The organism is uncultured Clostridium sp. (assembly GCF_947039605.1).
Classification (GTDB): Bacteria; Bacillota; Clostridia; order Clostridiales; family Clostridiaceae; genus Sarcina.
The window spans coordinates 54,080-71,550 of record NZ_CAMQZG010000018.1 but is presented as its reverse complement, the minus strand read 5'-3'; the positions used below and the strand labels follow the sequence as shown (position 1 = coordinate 71,550).

Below are 17,471 nucleotides of genomic sequence, written 5' to 3'. Positions count from 1 at the left end.
TATCCAACTAGGCATATTATTATTTGCTACAGTTGTAGTATTAATTAAATTAGTTTCAGAATCAAACTTTTTAATATTTGCGATAATACCTACTTGTTCAAATGCAACTAATAAATTGTCGACAACATGATGTGCATACTCTAAATAGCTCCATGTTGTATATTTCATTGTTTTAACTTGTGCATATGCCATATTTAAATTCCACCTTTCTTACCATTCTATAATTGTTTCTTTATTTTCAGTTAAATTTATTATTTTAGTTATTTGCTGTCCATTTCTTTCAAATCTATACTGAATAAGTCTACCGTTATCTAAAAGAACATCCATTTCATTCATTCTTGTAAATGTTATATTTTTAGGTTTAGATAAAGCTGTTAGAGCCAAAGCTAATATAGCTTTAAAATCCTCTTGAAAATGAGCTAACTTAAATTTGTCAGTTAGCTCTGCTTTAGGTATATTTAATTCATTACTCATTATAAGCACCTCCAGTTAGTTATTATTTCTATCTTAGAAACATCTCCAGTCCAACTTATTAATGAATCATCTAATGGAATAATAGGAAATTCTCCTCTAAATTTTTTATTAAGTACATTCACGCCTTGATAAACTTCTAGTAATGGGGTGTCAACGGTTATATTATCAACAATATTTTCTAAAGTGAAATTTTGTTGTCCTATAACAATTCCAACATTTCCTCTCCCAGAAATCGTAATTATAGGTTCACTTTCATAATTACCTTTATTCCCTATTTGAGTTGGTTCTGTAATAGTTATTAATTCTTTTCCACCTATTAAATATCCAAAAGGCTCACATTCTAGTTCAATAATAAATCTTCTTGCTTGCCTAATTATACGTTCAAATGGTATTGCATTAACTATTGTTGCTTTATAAAATCTATCTGGTTGATTACTAAAAATAAATTCACCACTCCCATTAAGTAATCTTATAATTTTATCTATATCCCTAGGATCTTTAAGAGTACATTCTATTTTTTTTGATACTTGTTCAAAAAAACCAGTTGGAATAACCATATTTCCATGTCTACTTGGCAAGTCATATTTTTCTACTTTTTCACTAGGTTTTATTATATCTGGCAACTTATTAACAACTAATCCTTTAAAATCCCTACTATCAACACCATTAAAAATAAAATATCCCACTTACTTTCCTCCCCCTCTAAATGCTATTTGCTTTCTGTAAAACTCCATTTCTTCCATAAGTGCTCTTACATCTGTATCTTTATTATTATAAAAATTCTCTATCTGAAGAATAATATCACTATTTCCATTAACTATTTGTTTAGAATTTTTGGGACCATTAACCACATCACCAAGTATAGTTCTTATTTTGCTATACATTACTTCAAGTGGTATTATTGCCTCTGCTTGTTTTCCTGTTCCTTGAAATTTATCTCCAACACCTATATTCCCCATAACAGTAGGACTACTTATTATTCCACCTTTGTATAGCCAACTTACCTCACTAACTTTAGGTATATTGACACCCCATGATTTCCCTCCAATAAGTGGAACCCAATCTGGAACACTAAATTTGATTTTATTAAGTTGAGTTATACACCAATTTATCGCTCTTATAACTGTATTAGTCATACTTTGAGCAATTCCTACCACTGTATTCTTAACACCTGTAAAAACACTGGTTATTCCATTACAAACACCATCCCAAGCACTTGAAAATATACTACAAACACCTTTCCAAATACTTTTCAATGCATTAGTTATAGTTGTAAAAATTGTTTTAAACCCTTCAAAAAGTGTTTTAAATGTAGTACAAACACCTTTCCAAACACTCTTCACTATAGTACAAGCACTATTCCATATAAGCTTTATCCCTTCAACGACAGTATTAAAGACCCCTTTCCAAAAATTAAACAATGTTTCAAAGTAAAGGCACACACCTTGCCAAATTAGCTTAAAGAAATCACATACGCCTTGCCACACAACTTTAAATGCCTCAACTGCTACATTCCAAACTGCTACAAAACCATTCCAAATACCCTTGAAAAATTCTATTGTTGCATTCCAAGCTATTTTTAATCCTTCAAACATTTGTGTAACTAAATTTCTAAACCAATCGCATTTATTCCAAAGTAGAATTATTGCTGCAATAAGTGCTCCTATAGCAATAACTATTAATGTAATAGGGTTAAGGCTCATTATAAAATTCAAAGCTGCTTGTGCTAATGCAAGTCCATTTGTTGCTATTGTTCCTGCAAGAGTTGCTACTTTATGAGCAATGAATTGTACTGTTGATATTCCTGTTTGTATAGCTGTTTTTCCAAATTGTATAGCTGCTTTTCCAAGATTTAAAGCAAAGTTACCTACCGATTTAGCTCCTTCTAGTGCCTTAGTTCCAAAGTTTGATATTGTTTCAATTGCTTTAGTACCTGTTGACCTTATATCTCTATAAGCTTTAATTCCATTTCTTATTCCACCTGTTAGTTTACTAAACGCTCCTAATGCTAAATTAATAGTTACTACGCCTGCTCCTATTCCAGCTATAGTTTGTAATTGAGTTGTACTTAATGAGCTTAAAACAGTCGTAATACTTGAAAAGCCATTAGCAAGCATTGTTATAACTGGTGCTAATGTATCTCCCATTGCAATACCTGTATTTTTAACTTGATTTAAAGACTTTTTTAATTTACTGCCTGTTGTATTATCAACAATTTCAAAAGCTGTATTAGTAGCTCCAAGACTTCCTTGCATATCCTTTAATAAACCATTAAAATCTTTTCCTTCGTTTCCAACAAGAACAAGAGCAGCTTTTCCAGCTTCTGCACTTCCAAACATATCAGCTAAACTTAAATTGTTTTTTTTAGCTTCTTTATCTAGCATTACTAAAACATCACCAAGTGGAACTCCTGATTTAATTAACTCTTGAAAACTTTTCCCTGTACCTTCTTTCAATCCTTTACTAGCTTTTGTACCTGTTTTCCCAAGCTCATTAAGTAAACTATTCATATAAGTTGTAGTTTCAGCGGTTGCAATTCCTTTTGATGTCATAAGTGCATACCCTGCACCTAATTGATCTAATGAAACTCCCATTGAATTTGCGGTTGGAATAATTTTTCCCATTGTGCTAGATAAATCAGCTACCGTAGTTTTACCCTTATTTTGAATTTGTATTAACATATCGGAAACTTTTCCAACTTCAGTTGCTTCCATTCCATATGAGTTCATAATTGTTGTAAGTAAATCAAGAGATTGACCTGATTCTGCAAAACCAGCTTTAGCAAGTTTTGTACTCTCAGTAACAAAATTAACTGCATCTCCAGTAGATTGACCTGCTGAAATAGCATTATAAACATCATCTGCAATCGCGGCTGCTGATATACCTGTCTGATTTGATAAATCTAATATAGATTTTTTCATATCATCATAACTAACAACAGTATGATCTGCTATCGTACTCACCTTTGCCATATTATCTTCAAAACTAATACTAGCTACTGCACTTGCAGTTCCTATTCCAACTATAGCTGTACTAATTGGCTTCAATTTATCACTTGCATTTCCTGTTGCAGTTGATACTTTATCAAATTTATCTGCTAAGTTATCCAATTTTGTATTTTGAATCTCTCTATTCATATCTGCTAGTGCTTTTTCATTTTCTAATATAGCTGCTTCAGTATTATTTAATTGTATTTGTGCATTTTGAAGTTGTTTATTATTAGTAGTTATTGCTTTTTCATTTTGCCCATACTCTTCTTTTAATTTAGCAATTTCTTCTTTAAGTTTTTTACTTTCAGTACTACTTTTTCCTGTCTCTGCAACAGATTCTTTGTACTTTTTATTTGTATCATCTATTTTTTTCGTTAAATCTTGTTGAGTTTGACCATACTTAGCACTATCTTGCTTCAAAGAATTTATTCTATTATTAATAATAGTAACTTGTTTTCCTTGTAAGCTCATTTTACTTGTAAGTTCTTGTTGTTTAACTTTAAGTCTATCTGTTTCAGTACCATATAGTTTAGCTTTAGTTGATGCTAAGTTAAAGTTAGATTGTACCCCTTTAAGCTCACTATTTATTTCATTCATAGCTTTTCTAAAGGTTGAATTATTAGCACCTATGGTAAGACTAGCTCCTGCCAATATCTACACCTCCTTACCAGTTATCATCCATATCAACGCCCTCATCATTTTCTTTATCTGATTGTAATTCAAAACACATATAGTCACAAAATTGTTCTAAATTCATTTCTGAACATTCAAAAAAACTATTTTTGCATCTTGATATAGCAAATTTGTATATAGTGTGAAGTATTTTCTTTTTCATTTGCCAATATGTTAGCAATTCCTCTTCTTCTACATATCCATTTTCTAAATCATAATCATCAAAGAACGAACCACAGCAAGAAGAATTATCTTCTTCTATTTCTTCTTGCTTGCTGAGTTTTTTTGGATTTTCTCAATTTTATTATTTAATTTGCTTTCTACCTCTGCCTGAACCTCTAAAAATTTAAATACTAATTCTGAAACATCTAAATCATCATATAAATCATCACTTGTAAATTTATTATCAAATAGATCTACTATAAGTTCTCTCATTAATGCCATATCATCTTTATTAAACCCTGTATTACTTTCACTTTGTCTAGTATCAATGTCATGCATTACATCGCAAAACTTATCATATTTTCTACCTACAATTTTAGTACACTCATAATTTTTACCTTTAACTATTATCTTCATAAAACTCCTCCTAATAGTAGAAAAAGATAGCACTAATGCTATCTTCACTTTGATTATTTTATATTACTTCTATTTTATTTTTCAATACCTCTGGTGTTTCTTTTAATGGTTCTGGCACACTAGAAAACCAAGTTTTTATTATCTCTTTAGCCTCTGTATCTGCTGTTACTAATTCATCTTCATGCACTCTAACTCTATAAGTACCATCTATTGTTCTTGCATAAAATGTTCCCTTTAATGATTTTGTTTGAGCTGCTATCTTTTCACCTTGTGTTTCATATTCATCCTCATCATCACCATCAAACTTACCACAATATAACCAAACAAATTGATATTTACCTTTTGAATTTTTAGCTCTAAAGCCTAATGCAATTTCAACTGCTGCATCATCTTTATTTTCTATAAGCATTCCTTTAATCAATTTAGAACCACTTATAGCTGCTTTAATAGCTAATAATAATCCATCACCTTCTAGTTCTACATCAATAGACTCTAAAGCTGATAAAATATCCTCTACTGAATCATCTGAGTATATTTTTTCCGAACTTTTTTTAACACTTATCTTTCCTGTTACCGCTTTAAATAATTTTTGTGGTGCTTCTGCTGTATAACTTTCAAAATCATTTTTTGTAACAATCGCAACATATACATCTTTAAAACCAACTCTTCTTGCCATTTTTATTCCTCCGTATCATCAATTAAAATTTTAAACCTCATAGCTTTATGATATAGCTTAGTATCTATTTCATAATCATCTTTATTTTCAGTAAAAATAAAATCAGCCTTTCTCAAAGCTGACCTAACATTTCTTTTTAATTTTATATCATCATCTTTACTCCAAATATCAACTTGAATATGAATACACAACATTTCTATATCATCATCACTTTCAAACTCTGGTACTTCCAAAATTATTAAGTAAGTTATATGAGTATCATTTATATTTTTATCATACCATCCATATTGTACTGGTACTGTTATACCTGCATTGACTAAAGTATCATAAACTTTTTTTACTATATCCATTTATCCTAATAACTCCTTTAGTAAATTTTCATACTTTCGCATCCCTATTTTTTTCAATTCTTTATAGGTTACTTCAGCAGCTGGTAAAAATGCTGGATGTGCACTTCTATGAGATGTTCCCCACTCTTCCATTTTCATATAAAAATAAGGTGAATCATCTGATTTCTCCCATCCAACAACAATAAATACCCTATCATTCTTTTTCTTAATAGATGTTATAGGTATATTATCCCTTCCATGTTGTCCTGTTCTAGAGCCTTTTCTACCACTTTTACTAGGGTCTATACTCTTATGAATTCTTTTTTCAGCTTCTTTATGACCAATTAAAGAACCCTCTTTTACAATTTCTCTATCAACTTTTTCTAGGTCCTTACCAGTAGCTAATTTTGTACACTCTTTTATTAATTCATCTAAGCCTTCAAATTTCATATTAAACATTAAATCACCATCTTAGCTTTAAGGTATACCCAATCTTTTTTATTTTGCTTAAAATCAATTTGATAAATATCATATTCTATTCCATCGCAAACAACTAAAAAATCAGATTTATTACTTTTCCTCATTTCTTTAATTTTTTTACAATATCTAACTTTAAACACTAAAGTATTTTCATACTTAATATTTATAGCTTCATACAATTCTTTACCAAATAACTCTAATAATTCACACCAACATTTATAATATGGTTTCAAATTTTCTTTAGATCTACCATCAATTATTTCCTTTTCTCTTTTCTTAATCTCAATTCTAGTATCCATCTATTCACCACCATAAAAATTACTTAGTTTATCTAATATAGTAGTTACTATTATATCTTTTTTAGAATTAGCAGCTATTATAGTTCCTCTATTTTCATACATATCACTTATTAACTTTGACTGTAGTAAATCTGCTAATTTCACCATTTTTTCATCAACTAGATATTCATTCCCTACACAAGACTCAATGTATATGCTACTTGCAAGTATTAAACTCTCTATATAATCATCATCATCTAAATAATCAACTTTAAGATATGACTTAACATTATCTATATCTAACATTTATACACCTCTAATAAATTAAGGACCGTAGTCCTCTTCCTTTAATATTAAATTGGCTTAGGAAATTCTATTTTCTTAGCACTTCTTTCCGCACCTTTAACAACATCAAACCTTTCAACAGCTCTTACTGCTGTTTGATTATAATCAAATAAAGCCTCTGAAGATGTTGCAATTTCTAAAGTTTTTCTATCAAAGAATTTAATAAGCTCTTTTAAATTTGCAATATAATATAATAAGTTCCCCTCACTTGCTACTAAACTTTCATCATCAAGCGTTACTAAAGGTTTTCCATTGAAATAATCTACCCCACCTATATTAGTAATAAGATTTAAACTTCTTCCTTCTTTATCTTTTAATGATTTTAAATAACAATACCCTGATACATTAGTTACTGTTATAAGTCCTGCTTTTACAGTTGGCAATGAACTATCAATAGCATTTTCAAGCCCTATATAATCAGTAACTATTTCTCCTGTAGCATTTATTGTTAATATATTTAAAATCTCATCATTTTCTGTTAAAACTGCACCTTCTGCAAAGTCTGGTGTTATTATATTTTGTATAATCCCTACAACTTCATCTTCAGTTAATGAATTTTCAATTGGAATTATTTTACCATAGTCTTCAACAGAATAAGATATTTGAGTGGTAGCTGCTGCACCTTCTCCAATTGCTTTTCCACTTACTAACTTAACTAATTTATTATTTCCAAGAGTTGCTACTGGCATTTTTCCTGTGTTTGTTGTTACTGGTATAACATGACAATAAGGTTTTAATGATGGATATCCTTTTCTTAAAACTAACAATTCATTTATAAAACCTTCTGGCATAGCTGCTCCATTACCACTTAGAGTAACAAGTGCTCTTTCCTCTTCTGTTAGTTCTTTTTTCATAAGCATTTTTGCTATTGCTCTAAGTTCACCATTTTTATTTCCTTCTATACCTCTTTGAGCCTGTCCTGCTAAAATAGCTTTATCTGTTTTTGCTTCTTCCCTTTCTCTTTGTTCTTCATCTCGAATAAGTTCTTCAATACCAGTTATATCAGAATTTAACGTCTCCATTTGTGAGTTAATACTTCTTAACTCCTTTACATCATCAGTAGTATTAGCTGTATTAGCTAACTTGCTTCTTAATTCTTGTTTAGATTTTAATAATTTTAATAATTTATCTTTCATTTAAAGTCCACCTTTCATTTTTAATATTTTATTTCTAAGTCTTTCAACTTCTAAATCTGTATTTGGTTTTTTCATTTCCTCTTTTAATGTTTCAAAACTTCTGCAACTTATTTCGCTACTATCATAAGCAGGGAATGTGCAAGGACTTACCTCAAATAAATCTGCTTTTATAATACTTCTTTTGTAAATTTCTTCACCTTCGTGCATTACTTTAGACCATTTATTTTCTAAGCAAGTAAATCCAAAACTCGAACCATCAACATCACCTCTTTGAACACTTTCAAAAACATCATTTCCCCATGAATTATTAGGTACATCAATGTCATAATTTAACCCATCACTATTAGAGTTAAATCTAAGTGTATTGCTTTTAACACTACCTAGTGGCTTACCACTTTCATGATTCCATAAAGCCTTTTGTTTATTCTCTTTTAAACTTTCATCAAAAGCACCTGCCGATACCTCTTCTAAAAATTTATCTCCCCATCTATCAACAATTAAGGTAGGTGAATTATATTTAACTGCATATCCACCTATAGTTCTTTTTTCTGCTTCTGTATCTGCCCTAACTTCAATATTAAGGTTAGAAAAATGTCTTACTTCTCTTTTTTCACTCATTATTCTTTCACCCCCTTTCCAATATCCTTAATTTTGAGAACTCCTGCATTAACAATAAGATCATCTGCTCCTGCAAGTTTTTGTTTTTGTAGCATAAGTCTTGCTTCATTAGGTGTATATATTCCACCTGCAACATACTTACTAAGTATATTTGCCTGACTTTCTGCATTAGTTCTAAGCATTACATTAGTATTAAATCTAAATTTATAACCATTTATCCTCTCTACTGGTGTGAGTACCTTCCAATCTAACTCTTGCTCTATGCTTTCAAATAAAATAAGCAACGTATCAATTAAAAATGATAGTTGCTGTTGTTCTAATGAATTATTATTGGTATCTTTTAAATCATTTAGTTGGAACATCTTAATCCCAAAACTTGCTGCTATTTGACTTATAGACATTCTTCTAATTTGTTCAAACTGTGCATCACTTAAAGATAAGTTTAATGCTTGAACATTATATCCTGCTGGAATAGTAAAGGCCCTTCCAGTACTTGAATATAACCTATCAAACTTAGCTTGAATTTTTTTCAATTCTTTTTCTTCTTTTATATCACTTGTCAGTTGAACAACCATTTTGCTAGTTAGTCCATTATCAAATAAAGCATTTAAATATTTTTGTGATTTTATATTTGTATTTACAGTATCTCTAATCATCTCTTTATTAGCATTTGAATTAATACCATCTATTGAGAAATTTTTAAGGTCTAGTATATCTTTGTATAAGCAAGTTTCAGTTTTATTGCTACCTGGTACTTTAAACTCTACTAGAATTTTATTTTTAAGGTCTGAATTTAAAAGTCCTTTATCATCAATAATTAGTCTTTTAAACTCTACTGGCCAAAAGTTTAAAACTTTCCCTTTACTATCACGCTCTATATAAGCACAACCTCTTCCCTTATGTTGCCTATTAAGCTCCATAGCTTTCCAAAAATCTATTGCACTCATATATTCATTAGGTCTTAAACATATTTTTTCATAAATATAATGATTAGACGCTCTAGTATCTCCATCATTTAAGCCTTGTAACAAGTAACATGGTACTTTTGCAATTGCCTCAGTAACTATTTTCATACATGTAAAATAAGTTGTTTCTCTAATTGCATCTCCTGATAATCCTGTATCAAAATTATGAAATTTCAAAAATAATTTTTCTGCATCTGAATAACTTGTATTTACTTCTCTTTTTTCAAATAATCTGTTTGCAAACATCATTTATCCCCTTTCATCATCAAATAACTACCTCCTAACATTCCTATTGCTAATAAATATAAAGCTATATATTTATTAAGACTTAAAGTTGTAAAAAATAAGATAAAAAAAGAACCTACAAGCAATAAATCTGCTAATACATTCTTACTAAAAAACTTTTTTATTTTAATTACCCCCAATCAGCTTTATCTAATGCTGCAACTGAATCATAATGATCTACATCATTAGCTTCAATAGCTAATAATAAACCCATAAGCATTGCTATTATTCCATCTATTTTAAACTTCGATTTCTTTTTACTATATTTAACATTCATAGCATCATCTATAACTGCAATACAATTCTTAGCCATAAACTTAAAACATTCATTATCAGCAATAATTAGTCTTTCATCTATTAATAAATTTTCAAAATCATTAATTACCTGAGTCATTGTTTTACTTCCTTGACCAAGCGGAATGATATCCCATTTATCTTCTAGTACATTTATTATTGTTTGGGAACCCCACCTATCAAAACCTATTTCGACTATTTCAAATTCATTGTCTAAATCAAATAAGTTATCTAATACAGAATTAAATTTAACATACTTACCTTCTAATGCTATTAGGTCACCTTTTTTTACCCAATATGAGTAAGGAATACTTTCTTTGAACTCCCTATCTACCAATGTATCTTTAGGTGTGAATAATAAAGGATAAACTATAAACTTATCATTCTCTTCATCATAAAATACTAAAACAAAAGCAGTTACATCATTCTTTGATGATAAATCTAAACCGCCCCAGAATTTCAAACCTTTTAATTCTTCTAACTTAACTTTTCTAGTGCAAGATTCCCATAGGTCCATATTAATGGCACCTTTTTCACTATCTAATGCTACATGTTGATTTAAATACATTCTTCTAAACATATTCTCTTGAAGTGGCATCAATTTAACTCTTTTAGCTAGGTTTTTTAAATCTTCAAAGTTTCTGAATATACCTAATGCTGGATTAGCCTGATACCATTGCTTTTCATCTAGAACATCACACCCTTTATCAGCTTCATAAATTTTATGATAGAAAGTAGGATCATCTTCTTCCTCTCCACTTTCTATTTTTTTACTCATATCATAAAGTTGTTGCTCTAGATTAGCGGGATTCTCACCTGAACTAGCTGTTGTTATAGTCATTAGTAAAGGCTCAATCCATGTACCTTGTCCTGTTCTAAGCTTTCCATACATTTGGTCATTTTTAGCTTGATGTATTTCATCAAGACAAGCCACATAATCATTAAAAGAATCGGCATTATCTGCATCACTTGATAGAATCATAAGTTTATTTCTATTATCTTTTCTTACAATTGTCTTTGTACTATCTGTTATCTTACAATATTTCTTTAAAGTTTTATTAGTTCTAACAAAATGAGCTACTGTATTATACAATTCCGTTGCTTGCTTAGTAGTATTAGCAGTTAATATAAATAAAGCTCCAAATATCCCTTGCTGACAAAAGAATAAGTAAGTTACTATTATTGCTACTAAAAATGATTTCCCATTTTTTCTAGGTATATTAATATGTGCTTCTCTATGCTTTCTTAGATTATCGGCCTTTCTTCTTACACAAAGAATTTCAGTTACAATCTCAAACTGAAATTGAATAAGTTCAAAAAATTTAGACATTCCTCTATCATTTTTTAATTTTCTAATAAACCTATAGATTTTTTCAGCCTCAACTTCATCATAGTAATATAAATCACTATCCCACTTAGATTTTAAATTTTGTATCCAACCTTTTAACACTAGATTTTCAACTTTAATTTTTGCTTTAGCCATGTGAAACCATATCTTCCATTTCTTCATCATATTGATTATTTAAATTTTGTGGTGAAGTCTTTGTCATTCTTGCCCTTGACGCTGGTGTTATTCCAAGTTCTTTCATCCAACTTCTCATTTCTTGCTGTGCTTTGTTAGCAATTGCAACTTCTGGTCTTTGCTGCTCATAGCCTTCTTCATTAATTACCATTGAAAAACCTTTTTTCAAAAGTAATTCTTCGCACCTTTTCCACTTTGAATAATTTGCACAATATCCTTCAAGTGCTTTAATATCTTTATGAGTAAAATCTTTATTTTCTTTTTCAAGAAGTTTAACTATTCTTTTCCATTCAGTAATACCTTCATCATCAAGCCATTTAGGACATATAATTTTCTTTGCCATTTAATGTTCGCCTCCTCTAAAATCTACGACCCCCTATAGTGAAATTTTGCATAATTTCTCACGCTTACTTTTAATCGCGACTTTTTTTATTCCCCTTAAAAGTTTTTATATCCCCCCTGCCATCCCAAACTCCTCATAAAACTTATCTCTCATTTCAAGCAAGTTAAATTGTGTTAATTTTCTTTTTTTAGAGTTCCTATTATATGCTGCATGTATCAACCTATGGTTCTTCTCTGTAAGGTAGATAAGGTTAGCTACATCTAATCTACTGGTCCAACTTTCAGTAAGCTCAATGATATGATGTGCTCTTTCACCAGCAACTACCTTACCAGTTGTATAGTACTCATAGATATCCATACCACACACTGCCGCTATAAGACTTCGCCTTGCTATTCTCCACTCACTAGAGTTATAGAACTCTTGGTACTTCTTCTGGTACTTATCTTCTAACCTCTTCCGTTGATACTCTCTATATCTTTCCTTATCACTATCCTTATGTTTAATGCAATACCTTGTATCTCCATCCAATACCCTATGACACCCTGTTCTACTACATAACTTCTTTATTGCCATGCTCTATTACTTTCCTCTCATAGTAATCTTTAATACTATTGTTTAGTTCATCATCTATCGCTATCTTCTCATTAGTCTTATGATCTATTAGGTATATGTCTCTTCTACACAATTTACTTATCATTACCTCAGCAATTAAATCATTATCTATAACTACCACTTATTAACTCCTTTATGATATGATTACTTACTTTTCTATATAAAAAACGTTCGTGTTTTATATGTTTGAATGTTTGGTTTGTATAGGGAATCACACATTCATTTTGAAAACTTCCTACTACTAATACATACTTATATTTAACATATCAATATTTATAGACTCAGAAATTAAACATTCATAATCAAATAAAAAAAATATCATCTAACAAAGTCATTCAATGCTCTGCTATATTGATGATATTTTTCTCTATCTAATCCTATATAAAGTTTTGTTTCCTCTATGCTCCTATGACCTAATAACTCTTTTACCGCCACAATATCACAGCCACTATCAACATAGATTTTGTATGCATATGTCTTTCTCATACTATGTGCACTTATATCATACAACCCAAAGTATTCTGCTGCATCTTTTAATATATTACTCACAGCCTGTACACCTATTGCTTGATTAATACCTTTTCTGCTTTTAAAAAGATACTCATAATCCTTTTTATTATTTATATACTCTTTAAGAATTTTAGATAACCTTGGCAACAACTCAACAATTCTAGACTTCTTATTCTTTTCTCTTATATTTCTAGAGTTCATTTTCTTACCTTCATAAATATTAAACTCACCTCTTCTTAGTGCTTCTTTAATATCTCTAACTTTTAATTTAATTAAATCACCAGTTCTATATCCTGTTGTTATTCCAATTAAAAATAAAATATAATCTCTTTCATTTTTGCATTTTAAATAATCTTGTATATCTAAAACACTCTCTCTATTTTTTATAGGCTTTGATGCCCTTTTTTTACCCACATCATCTCACCTGCCTTATACCTCCACGAGTTCTTTTGTAACTACTATGCTTCATCATATTTTCATAATCTGATTTTTTAAAACTTTCACTTACTGTCCTTACCTTCAACCTTCTATGAACTTCTGCTTGTTGTTGCTTTAACATTTCTTTTATTAACATCAACTCACCCCTTTTTAAGTATAAAAAAAGAGCCCAGGCATAGCACACACCTAAACTCTTTTAATATTGTAAATCCCTGTTTTCACAAAGTATATTTTTTTAACTGATTACACTATAACATATATAAAAGCCCAAAAAAAGGGGAAAAAATACGGAATTTCTTCGGAATTAAAAAAATTACTCTTTTTCTATTTTATAAATTTAAAATATCTCTTTACCTTATATCTTCATATTCTTTGCTTCATATTGAATTTATCTTCATATTTTTGGTAAGAATACAATAATACAATAATTATAAAGGAGATATTTAATGATACAAAATTTTTCAAAATATTCACTCTCGATAGTTAAAATTACTTTAAATACACCAACTCTTTTAGATGAAATTAAAAACTTTCAATTTTTAGCTGAAAACCTCAGGTCATATGATGTAACAAAAAACACGTATTATTCTAAAATTTTCTTTAAATTTTGTCATATGAATAGATGTACTAATGAAGTAAAACAAATTTTTTTAAATTTCTTAGAATATAATAAAAATAAATCTAAGCTTTCTTTGGAAGCCTCTATAATTGACCTTAAAATCAAAACTAACAAATGTCAAAAAGCATATATAACAAAAATGTTCGCAATCATAAATTCTGACTATCCTATTTTAAATACACCAATTTGTGATAAATTAGATATCCCTAATATCTCAGGTATTAAAAATAAAAATGCTATTTGTACTCAGTACTTAAATTTACAGAAAGCTTATAAAGAATTTTTATCAACTAAACAATGTAAACAGTGGTTAGAACTCTTTGATAAAAAATTTCCAACTGTTAAAATTAGTCCAACTAAAAAAGTAGATTTTATATTATGGATTATCCCATAATATAAAATCTTCCTTCAAACTAAAATGGAACCACTAATGCTATCATCATGACTCTTTACACTTTATTAACTTGTACCGCCTCCCCTCTCATGGTAAAATTATCCTAATAAAATATAAGGAGGAAACTTACTATGAATATGATTTCTGTAAATTCTAGCAATCTAGTTGCAATTGGTTATGATGGAAGCTCTATGACTTTAAGAGTTCAATTCAGAACTAGTATTTATGATTATTTTAACGTTCCGTCAAACGTATATGACAATCTTTTAAATGCTAATTCTCATGGACAATATCATGCTGCATATATAAAAAATTCTTATCAATTCAAAAGAGTTGGTTAGTTTACAATTTCTAGTATTATCATAGGACCATTGCATATTACTATTTTAGTTTTATAAGGTTCTATGATTTTTTTAATTTCGCAATTAATTTTCCTGTTTTATCTCCATCTGAATTCACTGATACTGTATATATATCCAAAATTCACTATATTGATTTCTTTTTTTCAAGAAAAGGAACGCTAATAATTTAATATCTCCATCATTTTTATTAACCCTTCTCTTTCAAGCTTTTTACAAGTTTTATCACTTTTTTTAACGTTGTAATAAACAGTTTCCCATTTATGATTTTCTATATGCTTACATTCAATTACTTCTCGCTCCCCTGGATCTAGAACACTTAATGCATTTTCTATTTTATCTACTTCAATGCCTTTATGAGCTATATTAAATTCCAATTCTTCTCTAGCTTGAATTAATTTCATAGCTTGATTTTCTGTTGTTCTACTTATTCCAGAACCCCCTCCTACACTGTCATAACCTACTCCTTTAAGTCCTATTAACTGTTCTACCTCTTTAAGTCTTATCTCTAATGCTCTTCTTTTTGCTACGATAACTCTATATTGATTAAGTCTATATCTTAATTGTTGCAACATTTGTTTATCCATAAACTTTACTTCCCCCTAAGTTCCTGTCTATTTCTAACTCTCTTTTTATTCTTTTCCTTGCCCTCATTCTTCTTTATAATTCTTTGAATTTTAGGTAAAGCTTTTTCACATGCTCTACTTATAACTTCTTCAACACTAATTCCTATCCACATACCTTTCTACCTCTACACTTTAATTATTATGTCAAGTTACTTAAAATGTCATATAGTTTATACTCTGTAATTCCAAGTCTCTTTCTTATTTCAACTTTTGTTATTCCCTCTTCTACCAAAGCCAAAATATCTTTCTCAAGCATTTCATCTTTCTTTAAATCTCTTCTTCCATTTTTAGATTTAAATATAGCTTCTATAAAATTTATAGCTATTTCTTTATCTTCTCGTAATGCTTGATATTTCACTTCCACAATTCTCTCCACCCGACAAATCGTCTTGCACCTCCACATCTAAATAAATATTTGAGTACTTACTTTTCCCTCTTCCCTTATCAAGTTTGTATCTCTTTCTAGTAATTTAGTTATTATCTTTAGTTCTTCATTTCCCTTTATATCATCAACAAAGGTTAATCTTATCTTTATTATGTTCCTCACCTTTCTTCTTTAAAATTTCGTTTTATATATCAAAAGTCATATTTCTTTCACATCTCTTACTTGGCAACTTTAAACTTTCTATAAGCTCTTCATACTTTCTTGCACTAACTACTTCTCCACTTGCAATTATTTTTGGTGAATATTCATTTTTATAAATCATATCCCACCTCTGTCTACCTGTAAGCTTTCTATTTCTTAAATACTTATAAACAAAATATTTATTTATTTTAAAATCAAAAAATATAACATAATAATCTTTTAAAATATCACTACCAAACATATTTCTACGCCTCCTTTTTTAATAAGCACCAAAAACCTTGTTTTTCTCTATTACAAGCATTTTTAATATCTATTTTCCCAGTTGAATAGATATTATTACTGACTATGCTCTGTATTCTCTTGCCCAATTTATAAGCTTCAAGTGCTGCATTGAAAGTCATCATAAAATCCACTGTACCTTCCCATAAGTACATCCATTAATAATAGTCATTTGCACCATAAACATGTAACCAATATTCACTAGTACCATGAAAATAATCGAATCTTAAATATTCTTTTTTTCTTGCATAAATTTTATTGTCAATCATATTTCTTTTGTATTCTTTTTTTAGTTCTTGTTGCTTCGATATCCTTTTCCAAGCTCCATTAACTATTTTTTCATATTCTTCTCCTATTCGGCTATATCCATCTACTGTTTTTATAAATCTAGTTGTTTCTCTACACCAGTAAACCTCTTTAACCTCAATCTCCGCTCTAGCTCTTAGTCCCCATCCATTTAAAAAATTCACTAAAAACCTATCATATAAATTTTTATTTTCTTCACTCAAACTTTTATACCCTTTTATCATAATTACACCTCCAACTTAGTTATGGTCCACTCCTGTGAACTCTGTAAGCATTTTTTTAAGAAACACATCACCACAATCATCACACATGAAAGTTGTATTATCTCCAAGAACTATATCAACTCCAGCTTCATCAACTTCTACATGTCCCTTGCAACTAAAACACTCTTTTATTTCTTTTACTTCATAGCAATTAACTTCAATTTTTACTGTTGCCATCTTAACTCCCCCTTACTCTTCACTTAACTTTTCTTCTATTTCTTCTGCTTGATATCTAATATCTGTAATATTTTCTTCTAGTTCATCAAACCATTTATCAATATTTTCTTCCTCAATTCCTTGTTCTTGCATTTGTTCTCTTATCCAGTTGAGTCTATGCTCTGCTTTGTTTACTTTCCTTTGAACAATCTCCATTGCTCCTAGCACTATTCCTTTTTCCATTACTATTTCCTCCTAAACATTCAAAATTAAATTTTAACTCTTGATATGTCCATCCCCTTGAAGTCTTATAGTTGCTTAGTAGTATCTCCATATT

Annotated in this window: 30 protein-coding genes; 2 read left to right on the top strand and 28 right to left on the bottom strand. The window is 29.5% G+C overall.

All coding sequences use genetic code 11. From position 1 onward, the window contains the following. The 20 genes from Q0V24_RS08755 to Q0V24_RS08660 all read right to left on the bottom strand — a co-directional run. The coding region (locus tag Q0V24_RS08755) for a hypothetical protein (protein ID WP_297520517.1) at positions 1-192 on the bottom strand (192 nt) is incomplete at its 3' end. An 18-nt stretch (positions 193-210) separates the two neighbouring features. Continuing rightward, positions 211-474, bottom strand: coding sequence for a hypothetical protein (locus Q0V24_RS08750; RefSeq protein WP_297520515.1), 264 nt, complete (start codon positions 472-474; stop codon positions 211-213). Beyond that, positions 474-1,160: a phage tail domain-containing protein gene (locus Q0V24_RS08745; RefSeq protein WP_297520513.1), complete on the bottom strand. Its 687-nt coding sequence runs from the start codon at positions 1,158-1,160 to the stop codon at positions 474-476. Before Q0V24_RS08745 ends, Q0V24_RS08750 begins: the two co-directional genes overlap by 1 nt. Then, positions 1,161-4,115 (bottom strand): phage tail tape measure protein, encoded by a 2,955-nt coding sequence (locus Q0V24_RS08740; protein WP_297520511.1) that lies wholly within the window; start codon positions 4,113-4,115, stop codon positions 1,161-1,163. 13 nt (positions 4,116-4,128) lie between these two features. Then, entirely contained in the window at positions 4,129-4,299 is a 171-nt protein-coding gene (locus Q0V24_RS08735; protein WP_297520509.1) for a hypothetical protein, read from the bottom strand. A gap of 95 nt (positions 4,300-4,394) precedes the next feature. Next, complete coding sequence (locus tag Q0V24_RS08730) at positions 4,395-4,715, bottom strand: hypothetical protein (protein WP_297520507.1); 321 nt, start codon at positions 4,713-4,715, stop codon at positions 4,395-4,397. A 58-nt stretch (positions 4,716-4,773) separates the two neighbouring features. Further along, complete coding sequence (locus Q0V24_RS08725) at positions 4,774-5,391, bottom strand: major tail protein (RefSeq protein WP_297520505.1); 618 nt, start codon at positions 5,389-5,391, stop codon at positions 4,774-4,776. A 2-nt stretch (positions 5,392-5,393) separates the two neighbouring features. After that, entirely contained in the window at positions 5,394-5,741 is a 348-nt protein-coding gene (locus Q0V24_RS08720; RefSeq protein WP_297520503.1) for a hypothetical protein, read from the bottom strand. After that, positions 5,742-6,179, bottom strand: a complete 438-nt coding sequence (locus Q0V24_RS08715) for an HK97-gp10 family putative phage morphogenesis protein (RefSeq protein ID WP_297520502.1) — start codon at positions 6,177-6,179, stop codon at positions 5,742-5,744. Further along, positions 6,179-6,499 carry a phage head closure protein gene (locus Q0V24_RS08710; RefSeq protein ID WP_297520500.1) on the bottom strand — a complete coding sequence of 107 codons (321 nt, stop codon included), beginning with the start codon at positions 6,497-6,499 and terminating at the stop codon, positions 6,179-6,181. The genes Q0V24_RS08715 and Q0V24_RS08710 overlap by 1 nt, the downstream gene beginning before the upstream one ends. Beyond that, positions 6,500-6,784 carry a head-tail connector protein gene (locus Q0V24_RS08705; protein WP_297520498.1) on the bottom strand — a complete coding sequence of 95 codons (285 nt, stop codon included), beginning with the start codon at positions 6,782-6,784 and terminating at the stop codon, positions 6,500-6,502. Positions 6,785-6,831: 47 nt separating this feature from the next. Beyond that, complete coding sequence (locus Q0V24_RS08700) at positions 6,832-7,959, bottom strand: phage major capsid protein (RefSeq protein ID WP_297520496.1); 1,128 nt, start codon at positions 7,957-7,959, stop codon at positions 6,832-6,834. After that, a complete protein-coding gene (locus Q0V24_RS08695; protein WP_297520494.1) occupies positions 7,960-8,577 on the bottom strand; it encodes an HK97 family phage prohead protease in 618 nt (205 codons plus the stop codon). Beyond that, positions 8,577-9,788 carry a phage portal protein gene (locus Q0V24_RS08690; RefSeq protein WP_297520492.1) on the bottom strand — a complete coding sequence of 404 codons (1,212 nt, stop codon included), beginning with the start codon at positions 9,786-9,788 and terminating at the stop codon, positions 8,577-8,579. The genes Q0V24_RS08695 and Q0V24_RS08690 overlap by 1 nt, the downstream gene beginning before the upstream one ends. A gap of 169 nt (positions 9,789-9,957) precedes the next feature. Then, entirely contained in the window at positions 9,958-11,604 is a 1,647-nt protein-coding gene (locus Q0V24_RS08685) for a terminase TerL endonuclease subunit (RefSeq protein WP_297520490.1), read from the bottom strand. After that, complete coding sequence (locus tag Q0V24_RS08680) at positions 11,597-11,986, bottom strand: phage terminase small subunit P27 family (protein WP_297520488.1); 390 nt, start codon at positions 11,984-11,986, stop codon at positions 11,597-11,599. Before Q0V24_RS08680 ends, Q0V24_RS08685 begins: the two co-directional genes overlap by 8 nt. Positions 11,987-12,091: 105 nt before the next feature. Then, on the bottom strand, positions 12,092-12,559 hold the full coding sequence (locus tag Q0V24_RS08675) for a hypothetical protein (RefSeq protein ID WP_297520486.1): 468 nt from the start codon (positions 12,557-12,559) through the stop codon (positions 12,092-12,094). Beyond that, on the bottom strand, positions 12,537-12,719 hold the full coding sequence (locus Q0V24_RS08670; RefSeq protein WP_297520484.1) for a hypothetical protein: 183 nt from the start codon (positions 12,717-12,719) through the stop codon (positions 12,537-12,539). Before Q0V24_RS08670 ends, Q0V24_RS08675 begins: the two co-directional genes overlap by 23 nt. 197 nt (positions 12,720-12,916) lie before the next feature. Next, positions 12,917-13,522 carry a tyrosine-type recombinase/integrase gene (locus Q0V24_RS08665; protein ID WP_297520482.1) on the bottom strand — a complete coding sequence of 202 codons (606 nt, stop codon included), beginning with the start codon at positions 13,520-13,522 and terminating at the stop codon, positions 12,917-12,919. 1 nt (position 13,523) lies between these two features. After that, a complete protein-coding gene (locus tag Q0V24_RS08660; RefSeq protein ID WP_297520480.1) occupies positions 13,524-13,682 on the bottom strand; it encodes a hypothetical protein in 159 nt (52 codons plus the stop codon). A 310-nt stretch (positions 13,683-13,992) separates the two neighbouring features. Here Q0V24_RS08660 and Q0V24_RS08655 point away from each other — a divergent pair, with 310 nt between their 5' ends. Further along, entirely contained in the window at positions 13,993-14,559 is a 567-nt protein-coding gene (locus tag Q0V24_RS08655; protein ID WP_297520478.1) for a hypothetical protein, read from the top strand. A gap of 131 nt (positions 14,560-14,690) precedes the next feature. Next, entirely contained in the window at positions 14,691-14,900 is a 210-nt protein-coding gene (locus Q0V24_RS08650; protein WP_297520476.1) for a KTSC domain-containing protein, read from the top strand. A gap of 179 nt (positions 14,901-15,079) precedes the next feature. Here Q0V24_RS08650 and Q0V24_RS08645 read toward each other — a convergent pair whose 3' ends face one another. From Q0V24_RS08645 to Q0V24_RS08610, 8 genes are all read right to left on the bottom strand, one after another. Then, positions 15,080-15,505, bottom strand: coding sequence for a hypothetical protein (locus Q0V24_RS08645; RefSeq protein ID WP_297520474.1), 426 nt, complete (start codon positions 15,503-15,505; stop codon positions 15,080-15,082). Positions 15,506-15,510: 5 nt separating this feature from the next. Then, complete coding sequence (locus tag Q0V24_RS08640) at positions 15,511-15,657, bottom strand: hypothetical protein (protein ID WP_297520472.1); 147 nt, start codon at positions 15,655-15,657, stop codon at positions 15,511-15,513. Positions 15,658-15,683: 26 nt separating this feature from the next. Next, complete coding sequence (locus Q0V24_RS08635; RefSeq protein ID WP_297520470.1) at positions 15,684-15,908, bottom strand: hypothetical protein; 225 nt, start codon at positions 15,906-15,908, stop codon at positions 15,684-15,686. Positions 15,909-16,113: 205 nt separating this feature from the next. Continuing rightward, entirely contained in the window at positions 16,114-16,371 is a 258-nt protein-coding gene (locus Q0V24_RS08630) for a hypothetical protein (RefSeq protein WP_297520468.1), read from the bottom strand. Between the two features lie 4 nt (positions 16,372-16,375). Then, positions 16,376-16,534 carry a hypothetical protein gene (locus tag Q0V24_RS08625; protein WP_297520466.1) on the bottom strand — a complete coding sequence of 53 codons (159 nt, stop codon included), beginning with the start codon at positions 16,532-16,534 and terminating at the stop codon, positions 16,376-16,378. Between the two features lie 33 nt (positions 16,535-16,567). Beyond that, complete coding sequence (locus Q0V24_RS08620) at positions 16,568-16,939, bottom strand: hypothetical protein (RefSeq protein ID WP_297520464.1); 372 nt, start codon at positions 16,937-16,939, stop codon at positions 16,568-16,570. A gap of 15 nt (positions 16,940-16,954) precedes the next feature. Continuing rightward, positions 16,955-17,155 carry a hypothetical protein gene (locus Q0V24_RS08615; RefSeq protein WP_297520462.1) on the bottom strand — a complete coding sequence of 67 codons (201 nt, stop codon included), beginning with the start codon at positions 17,153-17,155 and terminating at the stop codon, positions 16,955-16,957. Positions 17,156-17,167: 12 nt separating this feature from the next. Then, a complete protein-coding gene (locus Q0V24_RS08610; protein ID WP_297520460.1) occupies positions 17,168-17,377 on the bottom strand; it encodes a hypothetical protein in 210 nt (69 codons plus the stop codon). Positions 17,378-17,471 lie beyond the last annotated feature (94 nt).